20 protein-coding genes are annotated in these 23,508 nt (G+C 70.8%); 8 read left to right on the plus strand and 12 right to left on the minus strand.

The window, feature by feature from the left end; genetic code table 11:
• Nucleotides 1–123: 123 nt before the first annotated feature.
• Nucleotides 124–1,410: an outer membrane protein assembly factor BamB family protein gene (locus tag G401_RS0137740; protein ID WP_027346560.1), complete on the plus strand. Its 1,287-nt coding sequence runs from the start codon at nt 124–126 to the stop codon at nt 1,408–1,410.
• 6 nt (nt 1,411–1,416) lie between these two features.
• Here G401_RS0137740 and hisC read toward each other — a convergent pair whose 3' ends face one another.
• The 4 genes from hisC to hppD are packed head-to-tail and all read right to left on the minus strand — an operon-like array spanning nt 1,417 to nt 5,262.
• Nucleotides 1,417–2,469: a histidinol-phosphate transaminase gene (gene hisC, locus G401_RS0137745; protein ID WP_027346561.1), complete on the minus strand. Its 1,053-nt coding sequence runs from the start codon at nt 2,467–2,469 to the stop codon at nt 1,417–1,419.
• 10 nt (nt 2,470–2,479) lie between these two features.
• Nucleotides 2,480–3,262 (minus strand): RDD family protein, encoded by a 783-nt coding sequence (locus G401_RS58075; protein WP_034594348.1) that lies wholly within the window; start codon nt 3,260–3,262, stop codon nt 2,480–2,482.
• A gap of 4 nt (nt 3,263–3,266) precedes the next feature.
• Nucleotides 3,267–4,070, minus strand: a complete 804-nt coding sequence (locus G401_RS0137755) for an RDD family protein (protein ID WP_169734302.1) — start codon at nt 4,068–4,070, stop codon at nt 3,267–3,269.
• Nucleotides 4,071–4,122: 52 nt separating this feature from the next.
• On the minus strand, nt 4,123–5,262 hold the full coding sequence (gene hppD, locus G401_RS0137760) for a 4-hydroxyphenylpyruvate dioxygenase (protein WP_027346563.1): 1,140 nt from the start codon (nt 5,260–5,262) through the stop codon (nt 4,123–4,125).
• 114 nt (nt 5,263–5,376) lie between these two features.
• On the opposite strand from hppD, the gene G401_RS51190 reads away from it, so the two are divergent.
• The 3 genes from G401_RS51190 to G401_RS0137775 all read left to right on the plus strand — a co-directional run bounded on the left by G401_RS51190 (nt 5,377) and on the right by G401_RS0137775 (nt 9,053).
• A complete protein-coding gene (locus G401_RS51190; RefSeq protein WP_051367865.1) occupies nt 5,377–5,904 on the plus strand; it encodes an Lrp/AsnC family transcriptional regulator in 528 nt (175 codons plus the stop codon).
• 31 nt (nt 5,905–5,935) lie between these two features.
• The gene (locus G401_RS51195) at nt 5,936–7,327 is read left to right on the plus strand and encodes a hypothetical protein (RefSeq protein ID WP_051367862.1); all 1,392 of its coding nucleotides are present in this window, start codon (nt 5,936–5,938) and stop codon (nt 7,325–7,327) included.
• 64 nt (nt 7,328–7,391) lie between these two features.
• The gene (locus G401_RS0137775) at nt 7,392–9,053 is read left to right on the plus strand and encodes a fumarate hydratase (protein WP_027346564.1); all 1,662 of its coding nucleotides are present in this window, start codon (nt 7,392–7,394) and stop codon (nt 9,051–9,053) included.
• Nucleotides 9,054–9,216: 163 nt separating this feature from the next.
• Here G401_RS0137775 and G401_RS0137780 read toward each other — a convergent pair whose 3' ends face one another.
• Complete coding sequence (locus G401_RS0137780) at nt 9,217–9,828, minus strand: IclR family transcriptional regulator domain-containing protein (RefSeq protein WP_027346565.1); 612 nt, start codon at nt 9,826–9,828, stop codon at nt 9,217–9,219.
• 23 nt (nt 9,829–9,851) lie between these two features.
• Between G401_RS0137780 and G401_RS0137785 the strand changes: the two genes are divergently transcribed.
• From G401_RS0137785 to G401_RS0137800, 4 genes are all read left to right on the plus strand, one after another.
• Nucleotides 9,852–10,526, plus strand: a complete 675-nt coding sequence (locus tag G401_RS0137785; RefSeq protein WP_027346566.1) for an HAD family hydrolase — start codon at nt 9,852–9,854, stop codon at nt 10,524–10,526.
• The gene (gene cysS / locus G401_RS0137790) at nt 10,507–11,910 is read left to right on the plus strand and encodes a cysteine--tRNA ligase (RefSeq protein ID WP_027346567.1); all 1,404 of its coding nucleotides are present in this window, start codon (nt 10,507–10,509) and stop codon (nt 11,908–11,910) included. The genes G401_RS0137785 and cysS overlap by 20 nt, the downstream gene beginning before the upstream one ends.
• Nucleotides 11,910–13,025, plus strand: a complete 1,116-nt coding sequence (gene rlmB, locus G401_RS0137795; protein WP_027346568.1) for a 23S rRNA (guanosine(2251)-2'-O)-methyltransferase RlmB — start codon at nt 11,910–11,912, stop codon at nt 13,023–13,025. The genes cysS and rlmB overlap by 1 nt, the downstream gene beginning before the upstream one ends.
• Nucleotides 13,026–13,477: 452 nt before the next feature.
• Complete coding sequence (locus tag G401_RS0137800) at nt 13,478–14,182, plus strand: DUF4184 family protein (protein ID WP_027346569.1); 705 nt, start codon at nt 13,478–13,480, stop codon at nt 14,180–14,182.
• Here the strand turns inward: G401_RS0137800 and G401_RS0137805 are convergent.
• From G401_RS0137805 to uxaC, 7 genes are all read right to left on the minus strand, one after another.
• Nucleotides 14,176–14,997 carry an NAD-dependent epimerase/dehydratase family protein gene (locus G401_RS0137805; protein WP_034594350.1) on the minus strand — a complete coding sequence of 274 codons (822 nt, stop codon included), beginning with the start codon at nt 14,995–14,997 and terminating at the stop codon, nt 14,176–14,178. The genes G401_RS0137800 and G401_RS0137805 overlap by 7 nt on opposite strands.
• A gap of 89 nt (nt 14,998–15,086) precedes the next feature.
• Nucleotides 15,087–16,757, minus strand: coding sequence for a pectate lyase family protein (locus tag G401_RS55365; RefSeq protein WP_084558080.1), 1,671 nt, complete (start codon nt 16,755–16,757; stop codon nt 15,087–15,089).
• A 67-nt stretch (nt 16,758–16,824) separates the two neighbouring features.
• Nucleotides 16,825–18,156: a pectate lyase family protein gene (locus tag G401_RS0137815; protein ID WP_034594353.1), complete on the minus strand. Its 1,332-nt coding sequence runs from the start codon at nt 18,154–18,156 to the stop codon at nt 16,825–16,827.
• Nucleotides 18,157–18,300: 144 nt separating this feature from the next.
• Entirely contained in the window at nt 18,301–19,380 is a 1,080-nt protein-coding gene (locus G401_RS0137820; protein WP_027346573.1) for a Gfo/Idh/MocA family protein, read from the minus strand.
• On the minus strand, nt 19,377–20,756 hold the full coding sequence (locus G401_RS0137825; RefSeq protein WP_027346574.1) for a mannitol dehydrogenase family protein: 1,380 nt from the start codon (nt 20,754–20,756) through the stop codon (nt 19,377–19,379). The genes G401_RS0137820 and G401_RS0137825 overlap by 4 nt, the downstream gene beginning before the upstream one ends.
• Nucleotides 20,747–22,060, minus strand: a complete 1,314-nt coding sequence (locus G401_RS0137830) for an enolase C-terminal domain-like protein (protein ID WP_027346575.1) — start codon at nt 22,058–22,060, stop codon at nt 20,747–20,749. Before G401_RS0137830 ends, G401_RS0137825 begins: the two co-directional genes overlap by 10 nt.
• A complete protein-coding gene (gene uxaC / locus G401_RS0137835; protein WP_027346576.1) occupies nt 22,057–23,502 on the minus strand; it encodes a glucuronate isomerase in 1,446 nt (481 codons plus the stop codon). The genes G401_RS0137830 and uxaC overlap by 4 nt, the downstream gene beginning before the upstream one ends.
• Nucleotides 23,503–23,508: the final 6 nt, after the last annotated feature.

A 23,508-nucleotide genomic window follows, 5' to 3' on the forward strand; every position in this document is an offset into this window, starting at 1 on the left:
TGCACCGGGGACGGTGTGGGAGAGTAGGACACCGCCGGACAAATCTTCCAGTAGGCCCCCCGCATCAGCGGGGGGCCTACTGCATTTCCACGCCCGTTTCCCGGTCGCCTTAGAATGCGGATCATGCGCGTACTGCCGGGGTGGGCGAGATACACCCTCTATTCCGTGCTCGCAGTGGCTTTGCTGCTTGCCTCGGGCATCGTGGTGTGGCGGGTACTGCGGCCGGCCGAGGTCGTCACCGCGGCGCGGACGGCGTACCCGGCTGGGTCTGATGTGCCGGCGGCGGGACCGATCGGGGCGCTGATCTCAGCACCGCTGATCGTGGACGGCCGCATCCGCGTGTACGCCGCCAAGCGCCAGATCTGGTCCGACGACCAACCCGACTTCCGGTATGAGAAGAGCCCGTTCTGGTCTTTCCGGCGCTGGCCGCAGCAGCTCATCGGCGTCGTCGAGGCCGACGGCACGGTGGTCGGCAGCTGGTCGGACGGGAAGCTGACGGCGCTGGACGCGCGTACCGGGAAGGTGAAGTGGCGGGCCGACGGCATCGTGCTCGGCGACAGGTACGCCGGCCGGCGTACCGGGGCCGCGACGGTGTGGACTCCGCCGGGGCTGCTGACGGGCCGGTCGGCGAACGGCGATCCTGTCGTCGTGACGGCCGGCGCCGGTGCAGCCGCCTTCAACCTCGCGACCGGTACGCCACTGTGGCGCAAGGACGGCAACGGTTGCGGCGCCCAGGCGTTCACAGGACCGGGCCAGCTCCTCGTGCCGGACAGCTGCACGGATCCGCAGGGACTGACGCGGTATGACCTCGCGTCCGGATCTGCGTCGCAGTGGGCGTTCCACAGCCTGCCGTCGGGCGTACTGATGACGCCGCTGGGGTGTCGTGTGGGCAACTCCGAATGCGGTGGTCTCCGGCTGGAGCAGCACGCCGCGCAGAGTCAGGGCTGGTTGCTCACGAACGGCGGGGACATCGTCTCGGCCGACACTCTGGCCCCGGCGCACGCCTGGCTCGCGGGTGACGTGGCGGTCGACGCGCCGCTCGGGGATACGACGGACACGCGGGCGCTGACCGGCAAGGACGCGCGTACGGGGGCGAACCGGTGGACGTGGAGTCCCGCCAGCGGCGACGACAACACCTCGGTGGGTGTGGTCGCCGTCGCCGACGGACGCCTCTTCGTGCTGTCCCGGGCGCGTACGCTCATCGTCGTCGACCAGGCGACCGGGCAGGAGTTGAGCCGGACCCCGACGGCACTGCCCCAGGATCCGGACCGCCCCTACGATCTCGGCCTCGCGTACGCCGCCGGACCGTACTTCGCCGTGGAGCGGCTGACGCCCGGTGTGGCGCCTTCGGCGACCGACGACCAGTACTACTACCTGCCGCGGCCCGTACTGCTGGCCGCGGGGGCGTGACGCGGCTCAGGCAAGCGCCTTCTCGGCCGCGTTGAGGAAGGCGTCGTTCTCCGCCGGCGTACCGATGGTGACCCGGACGCCGTCGCCCTGGAACGGCCGCACGATCACTCCGTTGGCCTCGCAGACCTGCGAGAACGCGGCCGCCTCGGAGAGCAGCGGCAGCCAGACGAAGTTCGCCTGGCTCTCCGGCACGTCCTGGCCCAGCGCCAGCAGCGCGTCGCGGACCCGGGTGCGCTCGGCGACGATGATGTCGGCCCGCCGGCGCATCTCCGCCGCCTGGTCCAGCGCCGCGAGCGCGGCGGCCTGGGCGGCGGCACTGGTCGAGAAGGGCGTGACGACCTTGCGTACGGCGTCGGCCACCTCGGGGTGCGCCACCAGGTAACCCGCGCGCAGACCGGCCAGGCCCCATGCCTTCGACAGCGTCCGCAGCACGACCACGTTGGGCCGGTCGCCGTACTCCACCAGTCCGTCGGGCACGTCGGGGTCCGTGACGAACTCCTTGTACGCCTCGTCGAGGACCACCAGGACGCCCTCGCCCACCCCGTCGAGGAACTCGGTGAGCTCGGCCCGCCTGGTCGGCGTACCCGTGGGATTGTTGGGATTGCAGACGATGACCACCTTGGTGCGCGGCGTGATCGCGGCGCGCATGGCGTCGAGGTCGTGGGCGTGGGCCGCGGTGTTGGGGACGCGCACGGAGGTCGCGCCCGCGGTGGCGGCGATGATCGGGTACGCCTCGAACGAGCGCCACGCGTAGACGATCTCGTCACCCGGCAGGCAGGCCGCCCGCACGACGTGCTCGGCGAGGGCGACCGAGCCGCAGCCGGTGGCGATCCGCTCGATCGGTACGCCGAGCCGGTCGGCGAACTTCTCGCGGAGGGCGACGACCCCCATGTCGGGGTACCGGTGCGAATTGAGCATGACGTCGGTGACCGCCTCGACCACCCCCGGCAGCGGGCCGAACGGCACCTCGTTGCTGGCCAGCTTGATGGCGCCCGGCACGCTGCGGCCCGGCAGGTAGCTGGGCAGCGCGGCCAGGTCGGCCCGGGTGAGAGCGGTCATGGCGGTCCTCCTAGGTCAATGGTGCATTGCGCGGGGGTACGCGGACAACGAAGGTCCGTGCCGTGCGGTCGTGCCACGCGAGGTGCAGGAACTGGTCGGTGGCGACGCTCAGGTTGTCGATGATCGGGATGGCGAAGCCGAAGATCCCACAGCAGAAGAAGAAGAGGAAGGGGAAGCCGAACCAGCTCCAGCGCCGGAAGGACCGGAAGAAGGACAGCCGGTCGGGCCCCTCCATCGGGATCACCCGCAGGCCGACCATCATCTTGCCGAGCGTCTGCCCGCGCGTGTGGGTGACGGGCACCTCGTAGGCGAACCACAGGGCGTACGAGATGAGGACGATGGTCAGTTCCAATTCGCCGACGCGCGACGTGGCCAGCACGCTCAGGTCGCCGGTCTCCAGGTACGCCCGGGTGAGCGGGATGATCTCGACGAACCACTGGTAGACGAACCAGCCGTTGAAAATGATGTTGATGACCAGCAGGGCGGCGAGGTCGATCGCCCGCGCGCCCAGCCGCTGGCCGGGCGAGGCGAGGGTCAGTCCGAACGGCCGCACCGGTCCGGCCGGCGGGAACTGGACCCCCTCCGGCCACCACGGCGGTACGCCGGGACCCTGGGCACCGCGTACGCGAGCACCGGGCTGAGCCGGCACCGAGGGCTGCTCGGTGACGGTGGCCTGCGCCGGCCGGGGTGGTGGCTTGATCGGTACGGGCTGGTCCGCCCAGCCTTCACCGTCCCAGTAACGCTGGGTCGAGGGGTCCACGGGATCGGGGTACCACCCGGGTTCTATCGCCATGTCATCAACCGATCTTCACAACGACGGTCTGGGCCGCCTTGTCGTGCAGGCACTGCTGGAACGGCTTGTCCCACAGCTGCCACAGCCCATCAACGTAGGAGAAGAAGGGTATGAACGCCCCGGCGACGCGCTCGACCAGCCAGCGCTTGACGAACATCCCGCGGGTGCGCGGCGTACCGGGGGCGATCGGGACGACCGCGAGCTTCATGGCGCGCTTGCCGACGGTCTGGCCGCTCTTCCAGGACATCTCGACCAGGTACACGTAGCCGACGATCATGATGATCGCCATCATCCCGAGCCAGACCGCCAGGTAGCCGAGGAAGAAGGTGAAATCGGGCCCGACACTGGTCTCCCCACGGTCGATCGAGGTCTGCATCCGCGTCACCTCGGTCATCATCGTGGAGATCCACACGATGACGAGCGGCACGAACAGGACCATGCTGACGGCGGTCAGGATCGCGGTGTCGATGAGGAACGCGAGCAGCCGGTCACCGAAGCCCGCCAGCGGACGGCCGTCCGGCGCGAGCGGCACCCAGCGGTACGGCGGCGGGGCGGCACCCGGCGGCATTCCCTGCGGGTACGCGTACCGGGCGGCGGGCGGCACCCCGTAACCGGCCTGCGGGACCGCGTACCCGGGCGGCGGCCCGTACTGGACGGGAGGCAGCGGGGGTGCCTGAGGGGCGCTCACCGGTGCGGGGGAGTCGGGTGCCGGCGGCCGCACGGGCGGGACCGAATCCGGCACGGCGCTTCCCGTGCCGGGTTCGGAGGTCCCCGGAGTCTCGTGCGCCGGCGGAAGAGGTCCAGTCACGGCAGCCATCCTGTCATGACCGGCCCACCTCCCGAAGGGCCGCGGTGTGCGGTCAGAGGTTGCCCCGCAGCTCCTGCTCGCGCTCGATGGCCTCGAAAAGCGCCTTGAAGTTGCCCTTGCCGAAGCCGAGCGATCCGTGCCGCTCGATCAGTTCGAAGAACACCGTCGGGCGGTCCTGCACCGGCTTCGTGAAGATCTGCAGCAGGTAGCCGTCCTCGTCCCGGTCCACCAGGATCCGGCGCTCCTTCAGCTCCTCGATCGGTACGCGTACCACGCCGATGCGGGCGCGCAGTTCGGGATCGTCGTAGTAGGAGTCCGGCGTGGCCAGGAACTCGACGCCGGCCGCGCTCATGGCGTCGATGCTGGCGATGATGTCGTTGGTGGCCAGCGCGATGTGCTGCACGCCCGGGCCGCCGTAGAACTCCAGGTACTCGTCGATCTGCGACTTGCGCTTGCCGGCGGCCGGCTCGTTGAGCGGGAACTTGACCTTGCGGGTGCCGTTGGCGACGACCTTGCTCATCAGCGCCGAGTAGTCCGTCGCGATGTCGTCGCCGATGAACTCGGCCATGTTCGTGAAGCCCATGACCCGGTGGTAGAACTCGACCCACTCGTCCATGCGGCCCAGCTCGACGTTGCCGACGACGTGGTCGACCGCCTGGAACCGGCGCTTGGCCGGGGCGACGATCGGGTCCCGGCGGATGAAGCCCGGCAGGAACGGGCCGGTGTACTGCGAGCGGTCGATCAGCGTGTGCCGGGTGTCGCCGTACGCGGCGATCGCGGCGTACCGGACCGTGCCGTGCTCGTCGGTGACGCTCGTGGGCTCCTGGACGGAACGGCCGCCGGCGGCGAGCGCGTGGGCGTACCCGGCGTCGACGTCGGGCACCTCCAGCGCGATGTCCACCACTCCGTCCCCGTGGCGGGCGTGGTGGTCGGCGCCGGGGGCGGCGGCGTGGACCGCGCCCCGCAGGACGAACCGGGCCGAGCCGCTGACGAGCACGTACTCGGCGTAGTCCCGATAACCCTGTTCCGGACCCCGGTACGCGACGAGGCTCATGCCGAAGGCGGTCGAGTAGTAGTGCGCGGCCTGCTTGGCGTTGCCCACCAGGAAGGTCAGGTGGTCGACCGCCTTCACCGGGAAGACGTCCGGGGTCTCCGGAGTGACCGCCGGGGCTTCGGAAAGAGTCTGGGTCATGGGAGTAGCCTGCGTCACACTCCGAGGTTGGGCAACCAGTACCGTGATCATTGGTCAGGTTGCGCAAACTGTGTGGTACAACCACGGAAATGGTGATCAGAATGCACAGTGATCATGCCAAGTGAGGTCGACGAGCTGGACTCCCGGCTGATCCGGCTGCTCGCGACCGAGCCGCGGATCGGCGTACTGGAGTGCGCCCGCCGGCTGGGCGTCGCGCGCGGCACCGTGCAGGCGAGGCTGGACAAGTTGCAGTCCCGCGGGGTCATCCGCGGCTTCGGACCGGAGATCGACCCGGCCGCGATCGGGTTCGGCGTGACGGCCTTCGTGACGCTGGAGATCCGCCAGAGCCGCGGGCACGACGCCGTCGCGCGGCACCTCGGCGGCATCCCCGAGGTGCTCGAGGTCCACACGATCACCGGATCGGGCGACCTGCTCTGCCGGATCGTGGCCCGCTCCAACGCGGATCTGCAGCGGGTGATCGACGGCATCGTCGGCTACCACGCCATCGTCCGGGCCTCGACCATCATCGCCCTGGAAGAGCAGATCCCTTACCGCGTACTGCCGTTGGTGGCGGCCGCAATACACGGTGGACGGCCGGACCGGTCGCGCGACACGCCGGACGGCCCGACCGCAGTTTCATGATCAGCGAATATGTTTCAAGTACCGTGACCCGGTGGCCAAGGGGAGGTCGGCGGCGGGCGGCTGGTTGGTGGCCGCCACCCTCACCATGATCATTCTCGTGGCGACGGGGTGGTGGAACCCCTTCCCCGCGCTCTGGGACTGGATCAACACCTCGCAGACCTTGTCCGACCCCGCTCCCCAATGGCAGCAGCGCCTCGGCGGCCGGCCGCGTACGGTGCAGGCGGCGGACGGGATCGTCATCGTCGAGCAGCCCGACTCCGTGGAGGCCCGCGACTTCTCCACCGGCGCGTCCCGCTGGAAGGCCGCCGCCGACTGGGCGGCCGTCGCGGGGCCGCCGGGGCGTACCGTCGTGCTCACCGGGAAGCTGCTGAACAAGGGCTACAACATCCTCGATCCGCGGACCGGCCGGGACGTGCGGGCCAAGGACACCACCGCGCTCGCCGTGTGGACCTGGTCCAACGCCATGCTCGACGTCCACTGCCGCCAGCCCGACGACTGCGTACTGACGCGGCGGGAGCCGGCCAGCGGAGACGTGAAATGGGAAGCCGACCTGCCCGGCGTCGGCTTCGTGCTGTTCGCCGACAATCCCAAGCTGCTCGGTGCCCGGTCGCTGACCAGCGGGCAGGCCGACGCCCAGCTCGCGCCGGCCGGGCTGATGCCGACCATGCTCGGCTTCCCGGTCAACGGCCGCGTCGAAGTGATCAACACCGACACCGGCGCGATCGTCACGACCATCCAGCCCGACCGGCACGAGAAGCTCATGGTGATCGACGACGCCGTGCTGCACAGCCGGGCCACCCCGGCCTCCGGCGGCTGCCAGCTCCAGCTCGCCGCCACCGACCCCTACAACGGCCACGAGCTGTGGCACAGGAACGGCTACAACCTGGGCATGGTGGCCGGCGCCGCGTGCGACCAGGACCGCGATCCGGTCCTCGTCGGCAAGGCCCTGCTGGCCACCCGGACCGACGGCCGCCAGGTCCTGCTCGACCCGCACCTCGGCCGGGAACTCCTCGTCGCGCCGGTCGGCGGGTCGATCATCGCCTCGGACGGCGTACGCGCGGTCGTCCGCTCGAAGGACGGCACGACGCTCACGGCGTACCAGCTGGGTGAGGATGATCCGCTGTTCCGCCGGAAGACCGATCCGGGCGCGACCGCGGCGGTCACGCGTACGGGGATATTGGTCTTCGACAAGCACCCGGACCGCATCTACCTGCTGAAGGACGACGGGTCGGCGCTGCTGGAGTCGCACAGCGACGCCCGCGCGCTGTCGCTGACGCAGGAGGGGCTGCTGCTGGGCGACCGGCGGGAGCTCGCCCTGCTGACCTGGCCGGGCAGCCGCGCGCCGGTGTCGCCCTCGCCCAGCCCGCAGATCAGCGGGCCAGCGGGTGACGAGCACCGGCCGCGAGTGCCCGGCGAGGCGTGATCCACACCCCCGGGAGGTACCGGCCCGGCAGCCGCCGGGTGAACGGTGGGTACTCTTGCACCCCATGGGCTCCGGGGAGTTTGGGTACGCGCCGCTGCTGCCGCTCGCGGCGGATTCGACCGAATATCGGCTGATCACAGACGAGGGCGTGGACGTCGTCCGCGGGCCGGGAGGGCGGGATTTCCTCACCGTCGAGCCGGCCGTCATGACCCAGCTGACGGCCGAGGCGATGCATGACATCGCCCACTTCCTGCGGCCGGCGCACCTGACCCAGCTGCGCTCGATCATCGACGACCCGGCGGCCTCGCCGAACGACCGGTTCGTCGCCACCGACCTGCTGCGCAACGCGAACATCGCGGCCGGCGGCGTACTGCCGATGTGCCAGGACACCGGGACCGCGATCGTCATGGGCAAGCGCGGCCGGCACGTCCTCACCGACGGCACCGACGAGGCGGCCATCGCGCGGGGCGTCTACGAGGCGTACACCAAGCTCAACCTCCGCTACTCGCAGCTCGCGCCGCTGACGATGTGGGACGAGCGCAACACCGGCTCCAACCTGCCGGCCCAGATCGAGCTGTACGCCGAGGACCCGGACGGGCACCCGGACGCGTACAAGTTCCTGTTCATGGCCAAGGGCGGCGGCTCGGCGAACAAGTCGTACCTGTTCCAGGAGACCAAGGCGCTGCTGAACCCGACGCGGATGATGCAGTTCCTGGAGGCGAAGCTGCGCGCGATCGGTACGTCCGCGTGCCCGCCCTACCACCTCGCGATCGTCATCGGCGGCACGAGCGCCGAGCACGCCCTCAAGACGGCGAAGCTCGCCTCGGCGAAGTACCTCGACGGGCTGCCCACCGCCGGTTCGATGCTGGCGCACGGTTTCCGCGACGTGGAGCTGGAGGCCGAGGTACTGGAGCTGACCCGCAACTTCGGCATCGGCGCGCAGTTCGGCGGCCGCTACTTCTGCCACGACGTCCGCGTCGTACGCCTGCCCCGGCACGGCGCCTCCTGCCCGGTCGCGATCGCGGTGTCCTGCTCGGCCGACCGCCAGGCGCTCGCCAAGATCACGCCGTCCGGCGTCTGGCTGGAGCGGCTGGAGACCGACCCCGCCCGCTTCCTGCCGCACACGACGGTCGAGGACGTCACCGAGGAGGTCGTCCACGTCGACCTCAACCAGCCGATGTCGGAGATCCGCGCGCTGCTGTCCAAGTACCCGGTCAAGACCCGGCTGTCGCTGTCCGGCCCGATGGTCGTCGCGCGGGACATCGCCCACGCGAAGATCGCCGAACGCCTCGACGCGGGCGAGCCGCTGCCGCAGTACCTGCGCGACCACGCCGTCTACTACGCCGGCCCGGCCAAGACCCCCGAGGGGTACGCGTCCGGCTCGTTCGGCCCGACGACGGCCGGCCGGATGGACTCCTACGTCGAGAAGTTCCAGGCGGCCGGCGGCTCGTACGTCATGCTCGCCAAGGGCAACCGGTCCCAGCAGGTGACCGACGCGTGCCGCGCGTACGGCGGGTTCTATCTCGGTTCGATCGGCGGCCCGGCGGCCCGGCTCGCGCAGGACTGCATCAAGAAGGTCGAGGTCCTGGAGTACGCGGAACTCGGCATGGAGGCGGTCTGGCGGATCGAGGTCGAGGACTTCCCGGCGTTCGTCGTGGTGGACGACAAGGGCAACGACTTCTACGCGGCGACCTCCCAGCCAGTGCTGACCATCGGGAAGCGGTAACCCTCGGCGCGATGATCCCGGTCGCGGCGTGCCAAGATCCCGCTGACGGCATGCCCATGATCCCGTTCAGATCAGGGAAATCACCCGAATCTTGGGCCAAGATTACGTGGGAAACCCTGATCCAAACGGGATCATGGCACGGAACCAGGGCCGGGCGCGGGTCTCAGATGAGGGCTTCGGCGATCGTGGTGGCGGCGGCGACGATCGGGGCGCGGACCGCGTCGAGGTCGAGGGTGACCAGCGCGACCACCCCGACGCTCGCCGACAACCCTTCGACCCCGAGGATCGGCGCGGCCACCCCGTGCGCGCCGTACTGCAGCTCCCCTTCGGAGGCCGCCAGCTCGCCGCTGAGGATCGCCCGCCCGGCCGCGCCGCGGTCCAGCGGGTGCCTCGACCCCACCCGGTACGCGACGTGGAACATCGTCGAACTCGGCTCCACGACGGCGACGGCCATGGCCTCGGTGCCGTCGGCGATCGTCAGGTGGGCCGTGGCGCCGACGGTCTCGGCCAGCTGCCGCAGGGCGGGCAGGGCCGCGTCGGCGAGCAGCGGCTGGGCGCGCCGGGCGAGGTGGATGAGGCCGACGCCGGGCAGCAGCCGGCCGGCCGCGTCGCGGCGCAGCATGCTGTGCTCGCCGAGAGTGGCCGCCAGCCGGTAGATGACCGCCCGGCCGACGCCGAGGCGCTGGGCCGCCTCCGTCACCGTCATGCCGGCCGTGCTGTCGGCCACGAGGGTGAGAAGGCGGAGGCCCCGGTCGAGGGTCTGGGCGGTGTCCATGCCGGAAAGAGTACGTTGACCGCATGATCCGGGCTGTGGTGTTCGACGCCGACGACACGCTGGTGGACATCCGGGCGGCCGTACGCGCCGGCCTCGAAGCGGTGCACGGCCGCACCGGGATCGACGTCGACGAGTTGCGGGCCGACGCGAGCGCGCACTGGCGGCGTACGCCGGAACTGCCCGCCCGGCAGATCCGGATCGCGGCCCTGAACGAGACCCTGACCCGCCACGGGCGCGCCGCGGAGCTGGACGAGATCACCGAGGTCTTCTTCGCCGCCCGCTACGCCCACAGCCGCCCGTTCCCGGAGGTGCCGGCCCTGCTGGACGAGCTGAGCCGGGACTACACCCTCGGGTACGCGACCAACGCCAACAGCCGGGCCGACCTGTGCGGGCTGGGCGGCCGGTTCGCGTTCGAGATCTACGCGTTGACGAACGGCGTACCCAAGAAGCCTGATCCGGCCTTCTTCCACGAGGTCGTCCGGCTGGCCGGGGTCGCGGCGGACGAGGTCGTCTACGTCGGCGACGACTATGAGCACGATGTGGCCGGCGGGCAGCGCGCGGGTGTGCGTACCGTCTGGCTGAACAAGACCGGCACCCGGGTGTCGGGGGTGACACAGATCGAGCGATTGACCGACCTGCCCGGCGCTCTGGCGGAAGCCGACCGACTATCCTTGACGGGTGACGCTGAGACTCTATGACACCGCGACCCGGTCGGTGCGCGACTTCACACCGCGCGTAGCTGGTCAGGCGTCCATCTACCTGTGTGGTCTCACCGTACAGTCCCCGCCGCACATCGGGCACCTGCGCTCGGGGATCAACAACGACGTCCTGCGCCGGTGGCTCGCCTTCAACGGCACCGAGGTCACCTTCGTGCGCAACGTCACCGACATCGACGACAAGATCCTGGTGAAGGCCGTCGATCAGGACGTGCCCTTCTGGTCCATCGCGTACGCGAACGAGGTCAAGCTCGCGGCCGCGTACCGGGCGCTGAACGTGACCGCGCCCACCTACGAGCCCCGCGCGACCGGGCACATCCCGGAGATGCACGAGCTCATCGCGATGCTGATCGAGCGCGGGCACGCGTACGTGGCCGAGGACGGCGTCTACTTCGACGTGAAGTCCTGGCCGGAGTACGGCGTGCTGTCCGGCCAGAAGGTCGACGAGATGCAGTCCACCGGTGAGGGCGTGGAACGCGCCAAGCGTGATCCGCGCGACTTCGCCCTGTGGAAGGCGCCGCGGGCGGGCGAGCCGGACAACGCCTACTGGCCCTCGCCGTGGGGCCGCGGCCGGCCCGGCTGGCACATCGAGTGCTCCGCGATGACCTGGCGCTACCTCGGCACCGAGTTCGACATCCACGCCGGCGGCATCGACATCATGTTCCCGCACCACGAGAACGAGGTCGCCCAGTCGCACGCGGCCGGGATGCCGTTCGCCCGCTACTGGATGCACAACGCGATGCTCAACCTCGGCGGCGCGAAGATGGCGAAGTCCGTCGGCAACGTCCTCGACGTCGTGGCGATCCGGCAGCTCGGCGTACGCCCGATCGAACTGCGCTACTACCTGAGCGGGCCGCACTACCGGTCGATCATCGAGTACTCGGAGGATTCGCTGCGTGAGGCGGCGGCCGGGTTCCAGCGGATCGAGAACTTCGTGCAGCGGGCGACCGAGGTGGTCGGTCCGACCGCCCCCGGTGTACTGTGCGCCGAGTTCGTCGAGGCCTTGGACGACGATCTCAACACGTCTGCGGCCTTCGGCGCGATCCATGACGTCGTCCGCGAGGGCAACAGCGCCCTGGCCGCCGGCGACACGGCCGCCGCGAAGGGCGCGCTCGCGGGCGTGCGGGGGATGCTGAGCGTGCTCGGCATCGACCCGCTCGACGCCTCGTGGGCGCAGGCCGAGGCGGCGGACCTGCGTTCCACGGTGGACGCGTTGGTGCAGCTCGCCCTGCAGCAGCGGGCCGATGCCCGCCAGCGCAAGGACTGGGCCGCCGCCGATGCCGTACGCGACCAGCTCAAGCAGGCCGGCGTGGTTGTCGAGGACACCCCGCACGGTCCACGATGGACGATCGGAAGTGACCAGTAATGCCGGGGAACTCGCAGCGCCGCAACGCGCGTACGACCGCGAAGAAGGGCGCTTCGGGTGGCTCGGGCGGTAAGAACCGCGACACCCTGAAGGGCCGGGGCAAGACGCTGCCCGCCGACGAGCGCCCCTGGCACAAGGGGTACTCGGGGACGGAGAAGCTGCCCAGCAAGACCGCCTGGAAGCAGGACAAGGAGCGCAAGGCGGCCTCGGTGGAGGGGCGCGCGCCGAAGATCGGCAAGCCGGGCTCCAAGGACACCACCTGGGGCCGCGGCGGCACCGGCACCGGCAAGCCCGCGTCCCGCAAGACCTCCCCGGGCGTCTCCGCGCGTTCCGGCCCCCGGGTCGCGCCCGGGCGCCGGTCGCAGACCCCGAAGGACGCGCCCGAGCTGATCGTCGGCCGCAACCCCGTCGCCGAGTCGCTGCGCGCGCACGTCCCGGCCACCGCGCTCTACATCGCCGTCGGGATCGACGTCGACGAGCGGGTGGCGGAGTCCGTGCGTACGGCGTCGGACCGGGGCATCCCGCTGATCGAGATCGGCCGGGCCGAACTCGACCGGCTCACCGGCGGAGTCCTGCACCAGGGCATCGGCCTGCAGGTGCCGCCGTTCGTGTACGAGTCGTTCGCCGACCTGCTGTCGTCCTCGCTGGAGCAGGCCGGCGCACCGCTGCTGGTCGCGCTCGACGGGATCACCGACCCCCGCAACCTCGGCGCCGTCATCCGCTCGGCCGCCGCCTTCGGAGCACACGGCGTCTTCTTCCCGGAGCGCCGGGCCAGCGGCATGACCGCCACGGCTTGGCGTACCAGCGCCGGCGCCGCGGCCCGGCTGCCGATCGCGCAGGTCACCAACCTCACCCGCGCGCTCAAGCAGGCGCAGCAGGAGGGCTTCGTCGTGGCCGGCCTCGACGCCGACGGCGAGACCTCCCTCTACGACCTCGAAGCCGCGGTCGGCCCGCTCATCGTCGTGGTCGGCTCGGAAGGCCGCGGCCTGTCCCGGCTGGTCGGCGAGACCTGCGACCTGCGGGTGGGCATTCCGATGGTCTCCACCGTCGAATCCCTCAACGCCTCGGTCGCGGCCGCGGTCACCCTCGCGGAAGTCGCCCGTCGCCGTTCCTGATCCGCTGAAGGCCCACACACCGGGCCGGCACCCATCCGGTACGCCTACCGGGGCAGTCTGATTCGTTCAGGCATGCCCCGGGGCGGATCGGGGTACGTTCGGGACAGAACCCGATGGGTGGTGACATCGATGGTCATTCCGCAACCGGGCCCGTTCCCGCCGCAACCGCAGCCGGTGCCGAGCCCCGTACCCGATCCGTTCCCGGTTCCCGACCCGGCCCCGCTGCCGATTCCCGAACCGATACCTGACCCGGGACCGGAGCCGGGACCTCCCGGACCCGAACCCGTACCACCGGAACCCCTTCCCGCGTAACGCGCCTACCCGGCGCGTCCGCCTACTGGTAGCCCACCCAAGATCCCGTTTGGATCAGGGAAATCACCCGAATCATGGACCAAGATCCGGGTGGCAACCGTGATCCAAGCGGGATCTTGGGGGTCGGTTAGCGTCGGGGAATGCCCGCGACCTTCCCCTCGCACGCGGCGGCGGTGCTGCCGCTGAAGCTGTGGCGGCCGCGCTGGTTCGACGGAGTCGCCCTGGTGATCGGTTCGACCGCGCCCGACCTCGGCTACGCGCTCATCCCCTTTCACCTGTACGCGTCCACCCACGCCTGGCTCAGCCTGCTGTGGTGGTCGCTACCGGTGACGGTGGCACTCTCGGTCCTCGCCCGCTGGTCGGCCCCGGTGGCGGCCGCGCATCTGCCGGATATCGCCGGCCTGCGGGACTACGGAGTTCTCGGCAGCAGCCGGCCGCGCTGGTGGATCACCATATCGTCGGCGGTGCTCGGGGCCGCGACGCATGTCCTGTGGGACACGTTCACCCATGCGTACGCGCCGCGGCCCCTTCACGGGATGTCGATCGCCGGACTGCCGTGGTGGCATCTCCTGCAGTATGTGTCCACAGTGGTGGGCGGCCTGGTCGCCGTGGCGCTGCTCGGCGTGATCGGTCGCCGGCGGCTGCTAGTTGCGTGGCATGGTCCGGCCCCGGACGCGCCCCGCAGGCCGGCGCTTTTCTGGCCGCCGGTGTCGGCCGTCATCGCCGCGGGGCTTGTCCTGTCGGCGTTGTGGCCGCAGCCGGTGCACATCGCCTTCGCGGGTGGGCTGCTCGTCCTGGGCCTCGCCTCGCTCGCGGGTTCGGCGGCCGTCCGGTGGGGTCAGTAGGGTTCGCCGAGGGGGACCCAGGTCCATTCGCCGCCGATGTGGCGAAGCTGCGGGTCGTCGTCGGCGATCGGGTCCGCGACGAGGACCTCTGCCGCGAACGTCTCCGAGTCGTCCTGCGGGTGGTAGCCGATCGCCTCGCCCTCGGACAGGGACAGGTAGCCGCGGGTGTTGTCGCTGACTCCCCACACGATCCGGTAGCCGGGCTTCTCCACCGTCAGGCACGCCTCGAACAGCCGTCCGGCGTCGTCCTGCGACAGCCACATCGCCAGTCCGCGTACGGTTTTCGGCTCCGGCATGCACATCCCGATGCGTACGCAGAGGACGTCCAGGCCGTAGCGGTCGGCGTACAGGCTGCCCAGGGCTTCGATGGCGACCTTGCTCCAGCCGTAGACGGTGTCGGGGCGGCCGGTCACGTCGGCGGGCAGGCCGCCCTCGGGCGCGTCGGCCGGGCCGTAGAAGCCGGCGGCGTGGTTGGAGGAGGCGAGCACGATCCGGTCGATCCCGCTGCGCCGGGCAGCCTCCAGCAGGCGGTAGCTGCCGTACGCGTTCTTGTGCAGGACGTCTTCCATGCTGCTTTCCCGGCTCTGCCCGCCGAGGTGGATGATCGCGGATGCCCCCGCCAGCGCGGCTTCGAGGGCGTTCTCGTCGGTGACGTCGCAGGTGACGACCTCGACCGCCTCGCCGGGTGCGGGCGGCTCGGCTGGGACGACGTCGAGCAGGCGCAGGACGCGGCCGGGCCGGGCGAGGCGCGTACGCAGGACGCGGCCGACCTTGCCGGCAGCGCCGGTGATCACGACGGTATGCGTGGGAGACATGGATCGGATGATACAAGCGAGACGCCCACCGGAACAGCGTCCACATATGTGTACGCGGTTCCGGTGGGCTCCATGCCAGTCGCGGACTGTCAGATGTGGCCGGTGCCGGCGCCCGCGGTCACGGAGGCCTTGACGCCGTTCGGGTCGTCGACGGTGTACGAGTACGGGATCGCGTTGACGCCGCTGCCCGTGCTCAGGATCGCGCCCGAGTTGACCAGCACGTTGTTGCGCGCGACCAGGTTGCCGCCGGGCGAGGAGCCCTCCGACAGGTGCGTCGGGTCGGTCTGGTTCTCGAAGTAGTTGCCCTCGACGAGAACGCCCGCGCCGCAGGTCGTCGCGATGGAATAGTGGTAGTCCGTGTACGACGGATCCATGTAGTAGTAGTTGTTGAAGACGTGCACGGGGTTGCCGAAGCGTACGCGCGGACCCCGCTCGGCACACGTCGAGAAGTAGTTGTGGTGGTAGGTCACGCGCAGGTGGCCGGTGTCCTCCGACGCGTTCGAGTCGCTGTGCCCGACGAGCGAGCACTTGATGTGGTCGTGGAGCTTGTTCCAGGAGACGGTGATGAAGTCGCCGGCGTGGGTGATGTCCAGCAGGCCGTCGTAGTAGTCGGTGCCGTGGGTGGTGTCGCTGCCCAGGTCGTTGTGGTCGATCCAGATGTTCGTCGAGGTCTCGATGTGGATGGCGTCACCGTTGCCGTTGCCGGCCACCACCTTCGAGATCTTCAGGTTGCGGATGATCACGTTGTGGACGCTCTTCATGTTCAGGCCGCACCCGGTGAGGCCGGAGCTCGCGCCCACACCGATGACCGTGGTGTTCGACCCGACGCGTACGTCGGCGGAGCAGGTGAAGTTGCCGTTGATCTGAACGATCTTGGCCGAGTCGCCGGTGACCGCGGTGGTCAGCGCCGAGAGGCTGGTCACGGTCGTGGTCGAGCCGCCGTTGCCGCCGGTCGTCCCGCCGTTCTGCGTGGCCCAGCCGATGATCCCGGTGGAGGGCGGCGGCGGGCTGGTCGACGTGGACGGGGACGGAGCCGTCGACTTGGTGGGCGAGGCCGAGGGGCTGGCCGGTTTCGAGGCCGAGGCTGACGGCGACGGGGTGGTGCCCACGCTGGAGACGGCCACGTCGTCGAACTCGGCCGTCGTGTGGAACGTCTGTACGCCGATCCGCCCGGCCGCCGCGAGGGTCGAGGAGCCCGAGGCGATCTGCGTACCGTCGACGTAGCCCGTGATCGTGTTGCCGGACACGTCGATGCGCAGGGTGTACCAGGTGCCGGTGCTGACGGTCCGGGACGCGCCGCCGATCACGGTGACCGTCCCGCTGTTGACCGCCTGCAGTTCGACCCGGCCGGTGTTCAGCAGGGCCAGCCGGTAGAACGTGGTGGCGCCGGTGGACCGGGCGACGATGCCGGCGTACGGGCCGGAAGCGCCCCACGCCGTGACCTTCACCCGGGCCGAGAGCGTGTACGCCGTCCAGCTCGTGTCGCCGGCGAACTGCCGGGCCAGCTCGCTGTCGACCTTCGTCTGCGCGAAGACCTGCGAGCCGTCGGCGACGATCGACCAGTCACCGCCCGACTTCGACCAGCCGGTGGAGTTGCCGTCCTCGAAGTTGTCGGAGAAGAGCGTGTCGGCGTGGGCGACGGTCGACATGCTGAGGACGAGCGCGAGGGCCGCCGCCGCGGTGCCGATCGCTGAGGACAGGCCCCAGCGCCGGGCGGCACGATGCCGACCAGGAGCCGTGGAGCCGTTCGGATGGAACATGTGCGTTACCTCCCTAGGTGTTACCAGGTTCCCGTCGCGGGGGACGGACGGGCGTACGCGGACCGGATCAGTGCGAGCCGGCCAGGAACGGGACGGTGAGGGCGGCGAGCGGCGCGGGCAGCACGGGACCGGCCCGCAGGGTGGGCGTCCAGCCCGCGTCGGTGCCGAAGTCGGGATCGTTCGCCGCGTTGTACGCCGACACCAGGCTCACCGGCTTCGGCAGGGCCCGGCCGACGGAGACCCAGGAGCCCTTCTCGGTCAGCGCCGTACCGCCCCAGTTGTGCAGCAGGGCCGCCGGATCCGAGCCGTCGGTGAGGGCGAAGTAGTTGTTCTCGGCGTACACGGCCGACTGGACGCCGATGCCGATGGCGTAGTCGAACTGCGCGCCGTCGAGGCGGTACACGTTGTCGTAGATGTCGACCTGGCCGAAGCGCACCCGCGGCAGCCGCTGGATCGTGCCGCTGAAGTAGTTGTGGTGCACCGTCACCTTCAGCCGGCCCGGGTCACCGCCCGTCGTGCTGTCGGTCGAGCCGATCAGCATGACCTTGTCGTGGTCGGCGTACCGGTTCCAGGAGACGGTCAGCAGGTTCGACGTGTGCGTGAGGTCGGTGGCCCCGTCGTGCACCTGGTACGGCCGTCCGAAGTAGACCGGCTGGTCGCTGTCGGGGTTGCCGCCGTCGCCGAAGGTGTTGTGGTCGAGCCAGACGTGCTCGCTGCGGCGTACGGAGAGCAGGTCGAACTGCGAGTTCCAGTTGCCGTCCGCTCCGTCGGTGGGCGACCAGGCGGGCGCGCAGTCGTGGGCGTCGGCGAACGTCACGTTGCGCACGATCGAGTTGCTCGCCCCGTCGAGCATCAGGGTCAGCTCGTCCAGGTGCGCGCCCGGCAGGCCCACGATCGTCGTGTTCGGGCCCACGTTGATCTGCGTCTGGGCGGTCTGGTTGGCCACCGAGCGGATGCGCGCCTCCTCCTGCGGCCCGGTCAGCTTGCCCCGCCCCCACACCGCGGGGTCGTAGGCCGCGAGGTAGGCGTCCAGCGAGTACGCCGGGTCGGCCAGGTCGGCACAGGTCAGGCGCGCCCCGTCGGCGCCCTCGAAGCCGTTGATCGTGCCGCGCAGGTAGATGATCTTCGGAGTGGCGTTCAGCTTGTTCGTCGCGTTGTCGCCGCCGAGCGCGGCGACGAGTTCGGCCCGGGTCGCCGCCACGAAGACGTGGTCCGCGTCGGCGGCGGAGCCACCCGTCGTACCGGTTCCGTCGGCGGCCCAGCCGTCGCCGGCCGGCAGCGTGGCCCGCCCCCAGTCCCACCCGGACGGCGTACCGGCCGCCGCGGCCGGGGCCGCCGCCAGGGCGGTCGATCCCATCAGGACGGCCGCGAGGACGGCCGTCGATCGAAGATGTCTCATGGATCCGACAATGGCTGACGCCACTAATGCAGTCAATACCATCTATTTGCAGGTATGTTGCTGCAAAACCCATCCAACCATCATCACTCGGCGTGAAAACGTCGAGTTCTGTCCCATTTGGAGGGATGCGGCGGTCGCCGGGCGCTACCGGAGTTGCAGTCCTCTTTCCGTCGGGTGCCCGGCCGTGGGAAGTTCGGAGGCGAGCGACACCGAGCGGGCCGCCGCGCGTACAGCCGCATTGATGCCGGTGACCACGATGTGGCCGGCATCGTCCCGGGTGAGCAGGTGCGGCGCGAAGGCCTGGGGCGGTGGCGCGGCCTGGAGGCGCTCGATCACCGCGGTGAACGCGGCGGTCGCGGCCAGCGGCGCCAGCAGCGGTACGCCACGCGTGCGGTGGTCGAGCAGGTTGATCAGCAGGTCGGTACGCCCGAGGGGGACGGTGTCGAGGCCCAGGGTGAGCCGGTCGGTCGGGTATTCGAGTTCGGCGGTGGCCTTCGTGCCGCGGACCAGGACGCTGCCGGCGACGAACTCCTCGCCGCAGAGGGTGACCGCCACGAGTACCGTGGGCCGGCCGTGCAGCCGGACCCGCAGGAAACCGGTGTCCTCGACCTCGATCGGCCGGGCCCGGAAGCGTTCCACCTCAACGCTTTCGATGTCCTCCGGGCGGGCACCGGCCAGCGCGAGGCACTGCATGAGGGCGTGCGCGAAGGGGTTGGCCAGCGCCCCGTCGAGCGTGCCGGCCCGGCCGCTCCACGCCGACCTCCCCCAGTACGCGTCGTCGCGCTGCCACGCCCCGTACGCCGAGATCGCGGTGATCTCGCCGAGCGTGCCGTCGGTCATCGCGGCGGCGAGCCGGGGCAGGGCGTGCGAGCCGAGCGCCTGGAAGCCGACCTGGCACGCGCGCCCGGTCTCGTCGAGCACGGCCTGCAGTTCCGCGTGCTGCGCGAGGCTCAGGACCGGCGGCTTCTCCATCAGGATGTCGGCACCGGCCCGCAGGCAGTCCGAGGCGATGGGCAGATGCGTCGGCGGCGGCGTGCAGATGATGACGACGTCGGGGCTCACCGCGGCGAGCATCGCGCGATGGTCGGTGAAGGTGGCAACCCCGTCGGGGGGATCCACCACGCCCGCGATGTCCGCCATCGCGACCGTCTCCACCGGCAGCTGCGTCAGCTTGCGCCGGTGATGCATCCCATGCCCGGAGGTGCCGATCAGCGCCACTCTCATCGCTGCCCCCGCACGACCGCGGCGACCCCGTGCCGCTCCAGGTCCGCGTACCAGGTCCGGATCAGGGCCCGGGTCGGCTCGTCGTCGCGTACCGCCGCGGGGAAGACCTCGGTCAGGCCCTCGATCAGCCGGTCCGGGCGGCCGTCGGCCAGCGCGCGGATCGGCTGGGCCAGCGGGTCGTCGAGCGGCAGCGCGGCGCCGTCGTCGGCGTACCCGCGGGCGAACCGGGTCCAGGCCGCGATGATCAGTGCGCCGAGCCGCGGTTCGCCGCCGTGCGCGCGGGTGTCCATGATCGTCCCGAGTACGCGTTGCGGCAGCTTCTGCGTACCGTCCATGGCGACCTGGAGCGTGCGGTGCCGGATGGCCGGATTGGCGAACCGCTCCAGCACGCTCTCCCCGTACGCGACGACGTCCACCCCGGGCGGCGGGGTGAAACTGGGCGCGATCTCGGCCGCGATGTAGCCGCGCATCAGCTCGGCCATCCCCGGCAGGGCCAGCGCCTCGGCGATCGTCTCGCAGCCGGCCAGCGCGCCGAGATAGGCCAGCGCCGAGTGCACGCCGTTGAGCGTACGCAGTTTCAGCCGCTCCCAGGGCGCGACGTCGTCGGTGAACACCGCTCCGGCCGCGTCCCAGGCCGGCCGCCCGCCCGGGAAGTCGTCCTGGATCACCCACTGCTTGTAGGGTTCGGCATCGACCGCCGCCGCGTCGCGTACGCCGAGCGCGCGGGCCGCCCGCTCGTACGTGTCGGCGGTGCTCGCCGGGACGATCCGGTCCACGGCGGTGCACGGGAACGTGATGTCGTCGGGGATCTCGAACTCCGCCTCGACGACGGCCCGCAGCCGGTGCCCGTTCGAGGGCAGGTTGTCGCAGCTGACGATCGCGAGCGGCGCTCCGGCCGGCCGTTGCCGCAACCCGTCCAGCAGCAACGTCATGGCCGCGCTCCCGGACCGGTACGCCTTCTCGGTGACCGTCAGCGTGACCACCCGGATCGCCGGGTCGGCCAGGGCCCGGGTCACGGCGGCCGGGTCGGAGGGCGCGTGCAGCACTTCGATGATCGAGCCGACGACCCGGGTGGTGGTGGCGTCCGGGCCTAGCGTGTTGACGGAGAACAGGCCGCCCTGGCGGATCATCGCGCCCGCGACGGACTCGGACCGCGGCGCCACGCCGATGATTCCCCAGCCGCCCTCGCCCTGGCTCCCGCCGGCGTGGAGGTCGTCGGCGTAGAGACCGCCGGCATGGAGATCGTCGGTGTAGACGGCCTGATGAGCGCGGTGGAACGCGCCCAGTCCGAGGTGGACGATGCCCGCACGTTCCGGCCTGGCGGCCGGCCGCGCGCCGGCGGGAACGTCCTTCAGCGTGGCCGGGCTCAGCTCCATGTGCGGCCGCCGGAGGAGCGCGCCGACCACACCGGGCCGGCGGGGAACGAGAACTCCGCGATCGACTCCGGCCGCAGCGTCGTGCTGTAGCCCGGCTGCTCGGGGAGCAGGTAGCGGCCGTCGCGCGTACGCACGGGGTCGGTGAAGTGCTCGTGCAGGTGGTCGACGTATTCGACCATCCGCCCGTCGAGCGACCGGCCGACGCGCAGGTAGTCGAAGATCGCGAGGTGCTGGACGTACTCGCACAGCCCGACACCGCCCGCGTGCGGGCACACCGGTACGCCGAACTTCGCGGCCATCAGCAGCTCGGCGAGGACCTCGTTGACCCCGGCGACCCGGCAGGCGTCGATCTGCATGACGCCGATCGCCTCGGCCTGCAGCAACTGCTTGAAGATGACCCGGTTGGCGGCGACCTCGCCGGTGGCGACCCGGACCGGCGCCACCGCGCGGGCGATGCGGGCGTGGCCGAGGACGTCGTCGGCGTGCGTCGGCTCCTCGATCCAGTACGGCTGCACCTCGGCCAGCACGGCCATGTTGGCGATCGCCTCGTCGACGTCCCAGACCTGGTTCGCGTCCATCATCAGCAACGCGTCCGGGCCGATCTCCGCCCGGATGATCCGGGCCCGCCGCAGGTCGTCCTCGATCGGCCCGCCGACCTTCATCTTCATCGCCCGCCAGCCCTCGGCGTACGCGCGGCGGGTCAGCTCGCGGACCTTGTCGTCCGGATAGCCGAGCCAGCCGACCGAGGTGGTGTAGGACGGGAAGCCGTCGGCCTCGATCGTTGCAAGTCGTGCAGCCAGCCCGTCCCGGCCGCGCTCCAGAATGGAAAGCGCTTCCCCCGGGGTCAGCGCGTCGGTGATGTGGTGGAAGTCGACGTTGCGGACGAGTTCCTCGCTCGGCAGCTCGGCCAGCAGGCGCCACAGCGGTACGCCGGCAGCCTTGGCCCGCAGGTCCCAGACCGCGTTGACCAGGGCACCGGCCGCCATGTGGATGACGCCCTTCTCCGGCCCGAGCCAGCGCAACTGCACGTCGGCGGTGAGTGACCGCCAGAACGCGACCGGCTCCTCGACGATCTCGGCGAGCGTACGCCCGACGACGTGATGGGACAGCGCGCTGATGGCGGCGCAGGCGATCTCGTTGCCCCGGCCGTTGGTGAAGGTGAACCCGTCGCCCGTCACCCCCTCATCGGTGACCAGGCTGACGTACGCGGCCGAGTAGTCGCCGCGGTTGATGGCGTCGGAACCGTCCCCGGCGTCGGCCGTGGGGAAGCGGACGTCGTGGATCTCGGCAGAGAGGATCTTCATCGGGTCACCTGACTGGGTATGCGGGAGGTGGCGGGGAGCGGCCCGCGGCTGAAGACACGCCGCGGCTGGTGGTAGTTCAGGTCGGCGATCGCCTCGGCCGCCTCGTCCAGCCCGAGGCGGTGCTCGGCGACCAGGCGGGCGAGGAAACCGGCGTCGACCCGGCGGGCCACGTCGTGGCGTACCGGGATGGAACAGAAGGCGCGGGTGTCGTCGACGAAGCCGGCCATGTTGGCGATGCCCGCCGTCTCCACGGCCGCCTCCCGGAACCGGCGCAAACCCTCCGGCGAATCCAGGAACCACCAGGGCGCGCCGAGGAAGACCGACGCGTACCCGCCCGCGAGGGGAGCCAGTTCCCGGCTGAAGACGGTCTCGTCCAGCGTGTACAGGACGATGCGGAAGCGGGGGTCGTCGCCGAACTCGTCCAGCAGCGGCCGGAGCGCGTGCACGTAATCGGTCGCCTGCGGGATGTCCCCGCCGACGTCGCGGCCGTGGCCGTCGTACAGCTTGCGGTTGTGATTGCGTACCGAGCCGGGGTGCAGCTGCATGACCAGGCCGTCGTCGACCGACATCCGGGCGAACTCGACGAGCATGCCGGCGCAGAACTCCTCCGCGTCGGCGGCCGTCGCCTCGCCCCGCAGGCCCTTGGTCAGCAGCCGCTGGCCCTGGCCGGGCTCGAAGACGAGGGTCCGGGCCGTGAGGTGGCCGTGGTCGCTGGAGGTCGTGCCGGCCGCGATGAAGTCCTGGCGCCGCGCGCGCAGGGCGTTCAGGTAGCCGTCGAAAGTGGATGTGTCCTCGCCGGTGATCCCGCCGAGCTGGGCAACCCGCTCGGCCCACCCCGGCCAGTCCATCTCCACCACGTTGTCCGGCCGGAACGTACTGACCACGCGCCCGGCCCAGCCGTCCGCGGCGAGCTTCGCGTGATGGGTCAGCGGGTCCAGCGGCGATTCCGTGGTGGCCAGGACCTCCAGGTTGAACCGGTCGAACAGCGCCCGCGGGCGGAACTCCGGCCGGTCCAGGCATGCCGAGATCTCGTCGTAGACCTGGTCGGCGGTCGCCTCGCCGATCGGCGTGGTCACGCCGAACACGTCGGCCAGCTCCAGCTCCAGCCACAGCCGCGACGGCGTACCGCGGAAGAGGGGCCAGTGCCGCGCGAAGATCCGCCAGATCTCCCGGCCGTCCGCCGCCGTGCCCGTCTCACCCGCCCGCGGCACACCCAGCTCATCCGGGCGTACGCCCTGGCTGTAGAGCATCCGCGTGACGTAGTGATCGGGCACCACGATCAGTCGGGCCGGATCGGGGAAGGCCGCGTCGTCGGCCAGGATGCGCGGGTCGACGTGCCCGTGCGGCGAGATCAGCGGCAGGCCGCGCGCGTGCGCGTACAGCTCGCGGGCGATCTGGCGCTGGGACGGCTCGGCGGGCAGCAGGATGTCGGGGTGTGGCACAACGGC

It is taken from the genome of Hamadaea tsunoensis DSM 44101, from assembly GCF_000428945.1.
Classification (GTDB): domain Bacteria; phylum Actinomycetota; class Actinomycetes; order Mycobacteriales; family Micromonosporaceae; genus Hamadaea; species Hamadaea tsunoensis.

Excerpts from the sequence above, each read along its gene's own strand:
- G401_RS0137740 (WP_027346560.1), top strand. The coding sequence starts at position 124 with ATGCGCGTACTGCCGGGGTGGGCGAGATACACCCTCTATTCCGTGCTC.
- hisC (WP_027346561.1), bottom strand. The coding sequence starts at position 2,469 with ATGACCGCTCTCACCCGGGCCGACCTGGCCGCGCTGCCCAGCTACCTG.
- G401_RS58075 (WP_034594348.1), bottom strand. The coding sequence starts at position 3,262 with ATGGCGATAGAACCCGGGTGGTACCCCGATCCCGTGGACCCCTCGACC.
- hppD (WP_027346563.1), bottom strand. The coding sequence starts at position 5,262 with ATGACCCAGACTCTTTCCGAAGCCCCGGCGGTCACTCCGGAGACCCCG.
- G401_RS51190 (WP_051367865.1), top strand. The coding sequence starts at position 5,377 with ATGCCAAGTGAGGTCGACGAGCTGGACTCCCGGCTGATCCGGCTGCTC.
- G401_RS0137775 (WP_027346564.1), top strand. The coding sequence starts at position 7,392 with ATGGGCTCCGGGGAGTTTGGGTACGCGCCGCTGCTGCCGCTCGCGGCG.
- G401_RS0137780 (WP_027346565.1), bottom strand. The coding sequence starts at position 9,828 with ATGGACACCGCCCAGACCCTCGACCGGGGCCTCCGCCTTCTCACCCTC.
- G401_RS0137785 (WP_027346566.1), top strand. The coding sequence starts at position 9,852 with ATGATCCGGGCTGTGGTGTTCGACGCCGACGACACGCTGGTGGACATC.
- rlmB (WP_027346568.1), top strand. The coding sequence starts at position 11,910 with ATGCCGGGGAACTCGCAGCGCCGCAACGCGCGTACGACCGCGAAGAAG.
- G401_RS0137800 (WP_027346569.1), top strand. The coding sequence starts at position 13,478 with ATGCCCGCGACCTTCCCCTCGCACGCGGCGGCGGTGCTGCCGCTGAAG.
- G401_RS0137805 (WP_034594350.1), bottom strand. The coding sequence starts at position 14,997 with ATGTCTCCCACGCATACCGTCGTGATCACCGGCGCTGCCGGCAAGGTC.
- G401_RS55365 (WP_084558080.1), bottom strand. The coding sequence starts at position 16,757 with ATGTTCCATCCGAACGGCTCCACGGCTCCTGGTCGGCATCGTGCCGCC.
- G401_RS0137815 (WP_034594353.1), bottom strand. The coding sequence starts at position 18,156 with ATGAGACATCTTCGATCGACGGCCGTCCTCGCGGCCGTCCTGATGGGA.
- G401_RS0137820 (WP_027346573.1), bottom strand. The coding sequence starts at position 19,380 with ATGAGAGTGGCGCTGATCGGCACCTCCGGGCATGGGATGCATCACCGG.
- G401_RS0137825 (WP_027346574.1), bottom strand. The coding sequence starts at position 20,756 with ATGGAGCTGAGCCCGGCCACGCTGAAGGACGTTCCCGCCGGCGCGCGG.
- G401_RS0137830 (WP_027346575.1), bottom strand. The coding sequence starts at position 22,060 with ATGAAGATCCTCTCTGCCGAGATCCACGACGTCCGCTTCCCCACGGCC.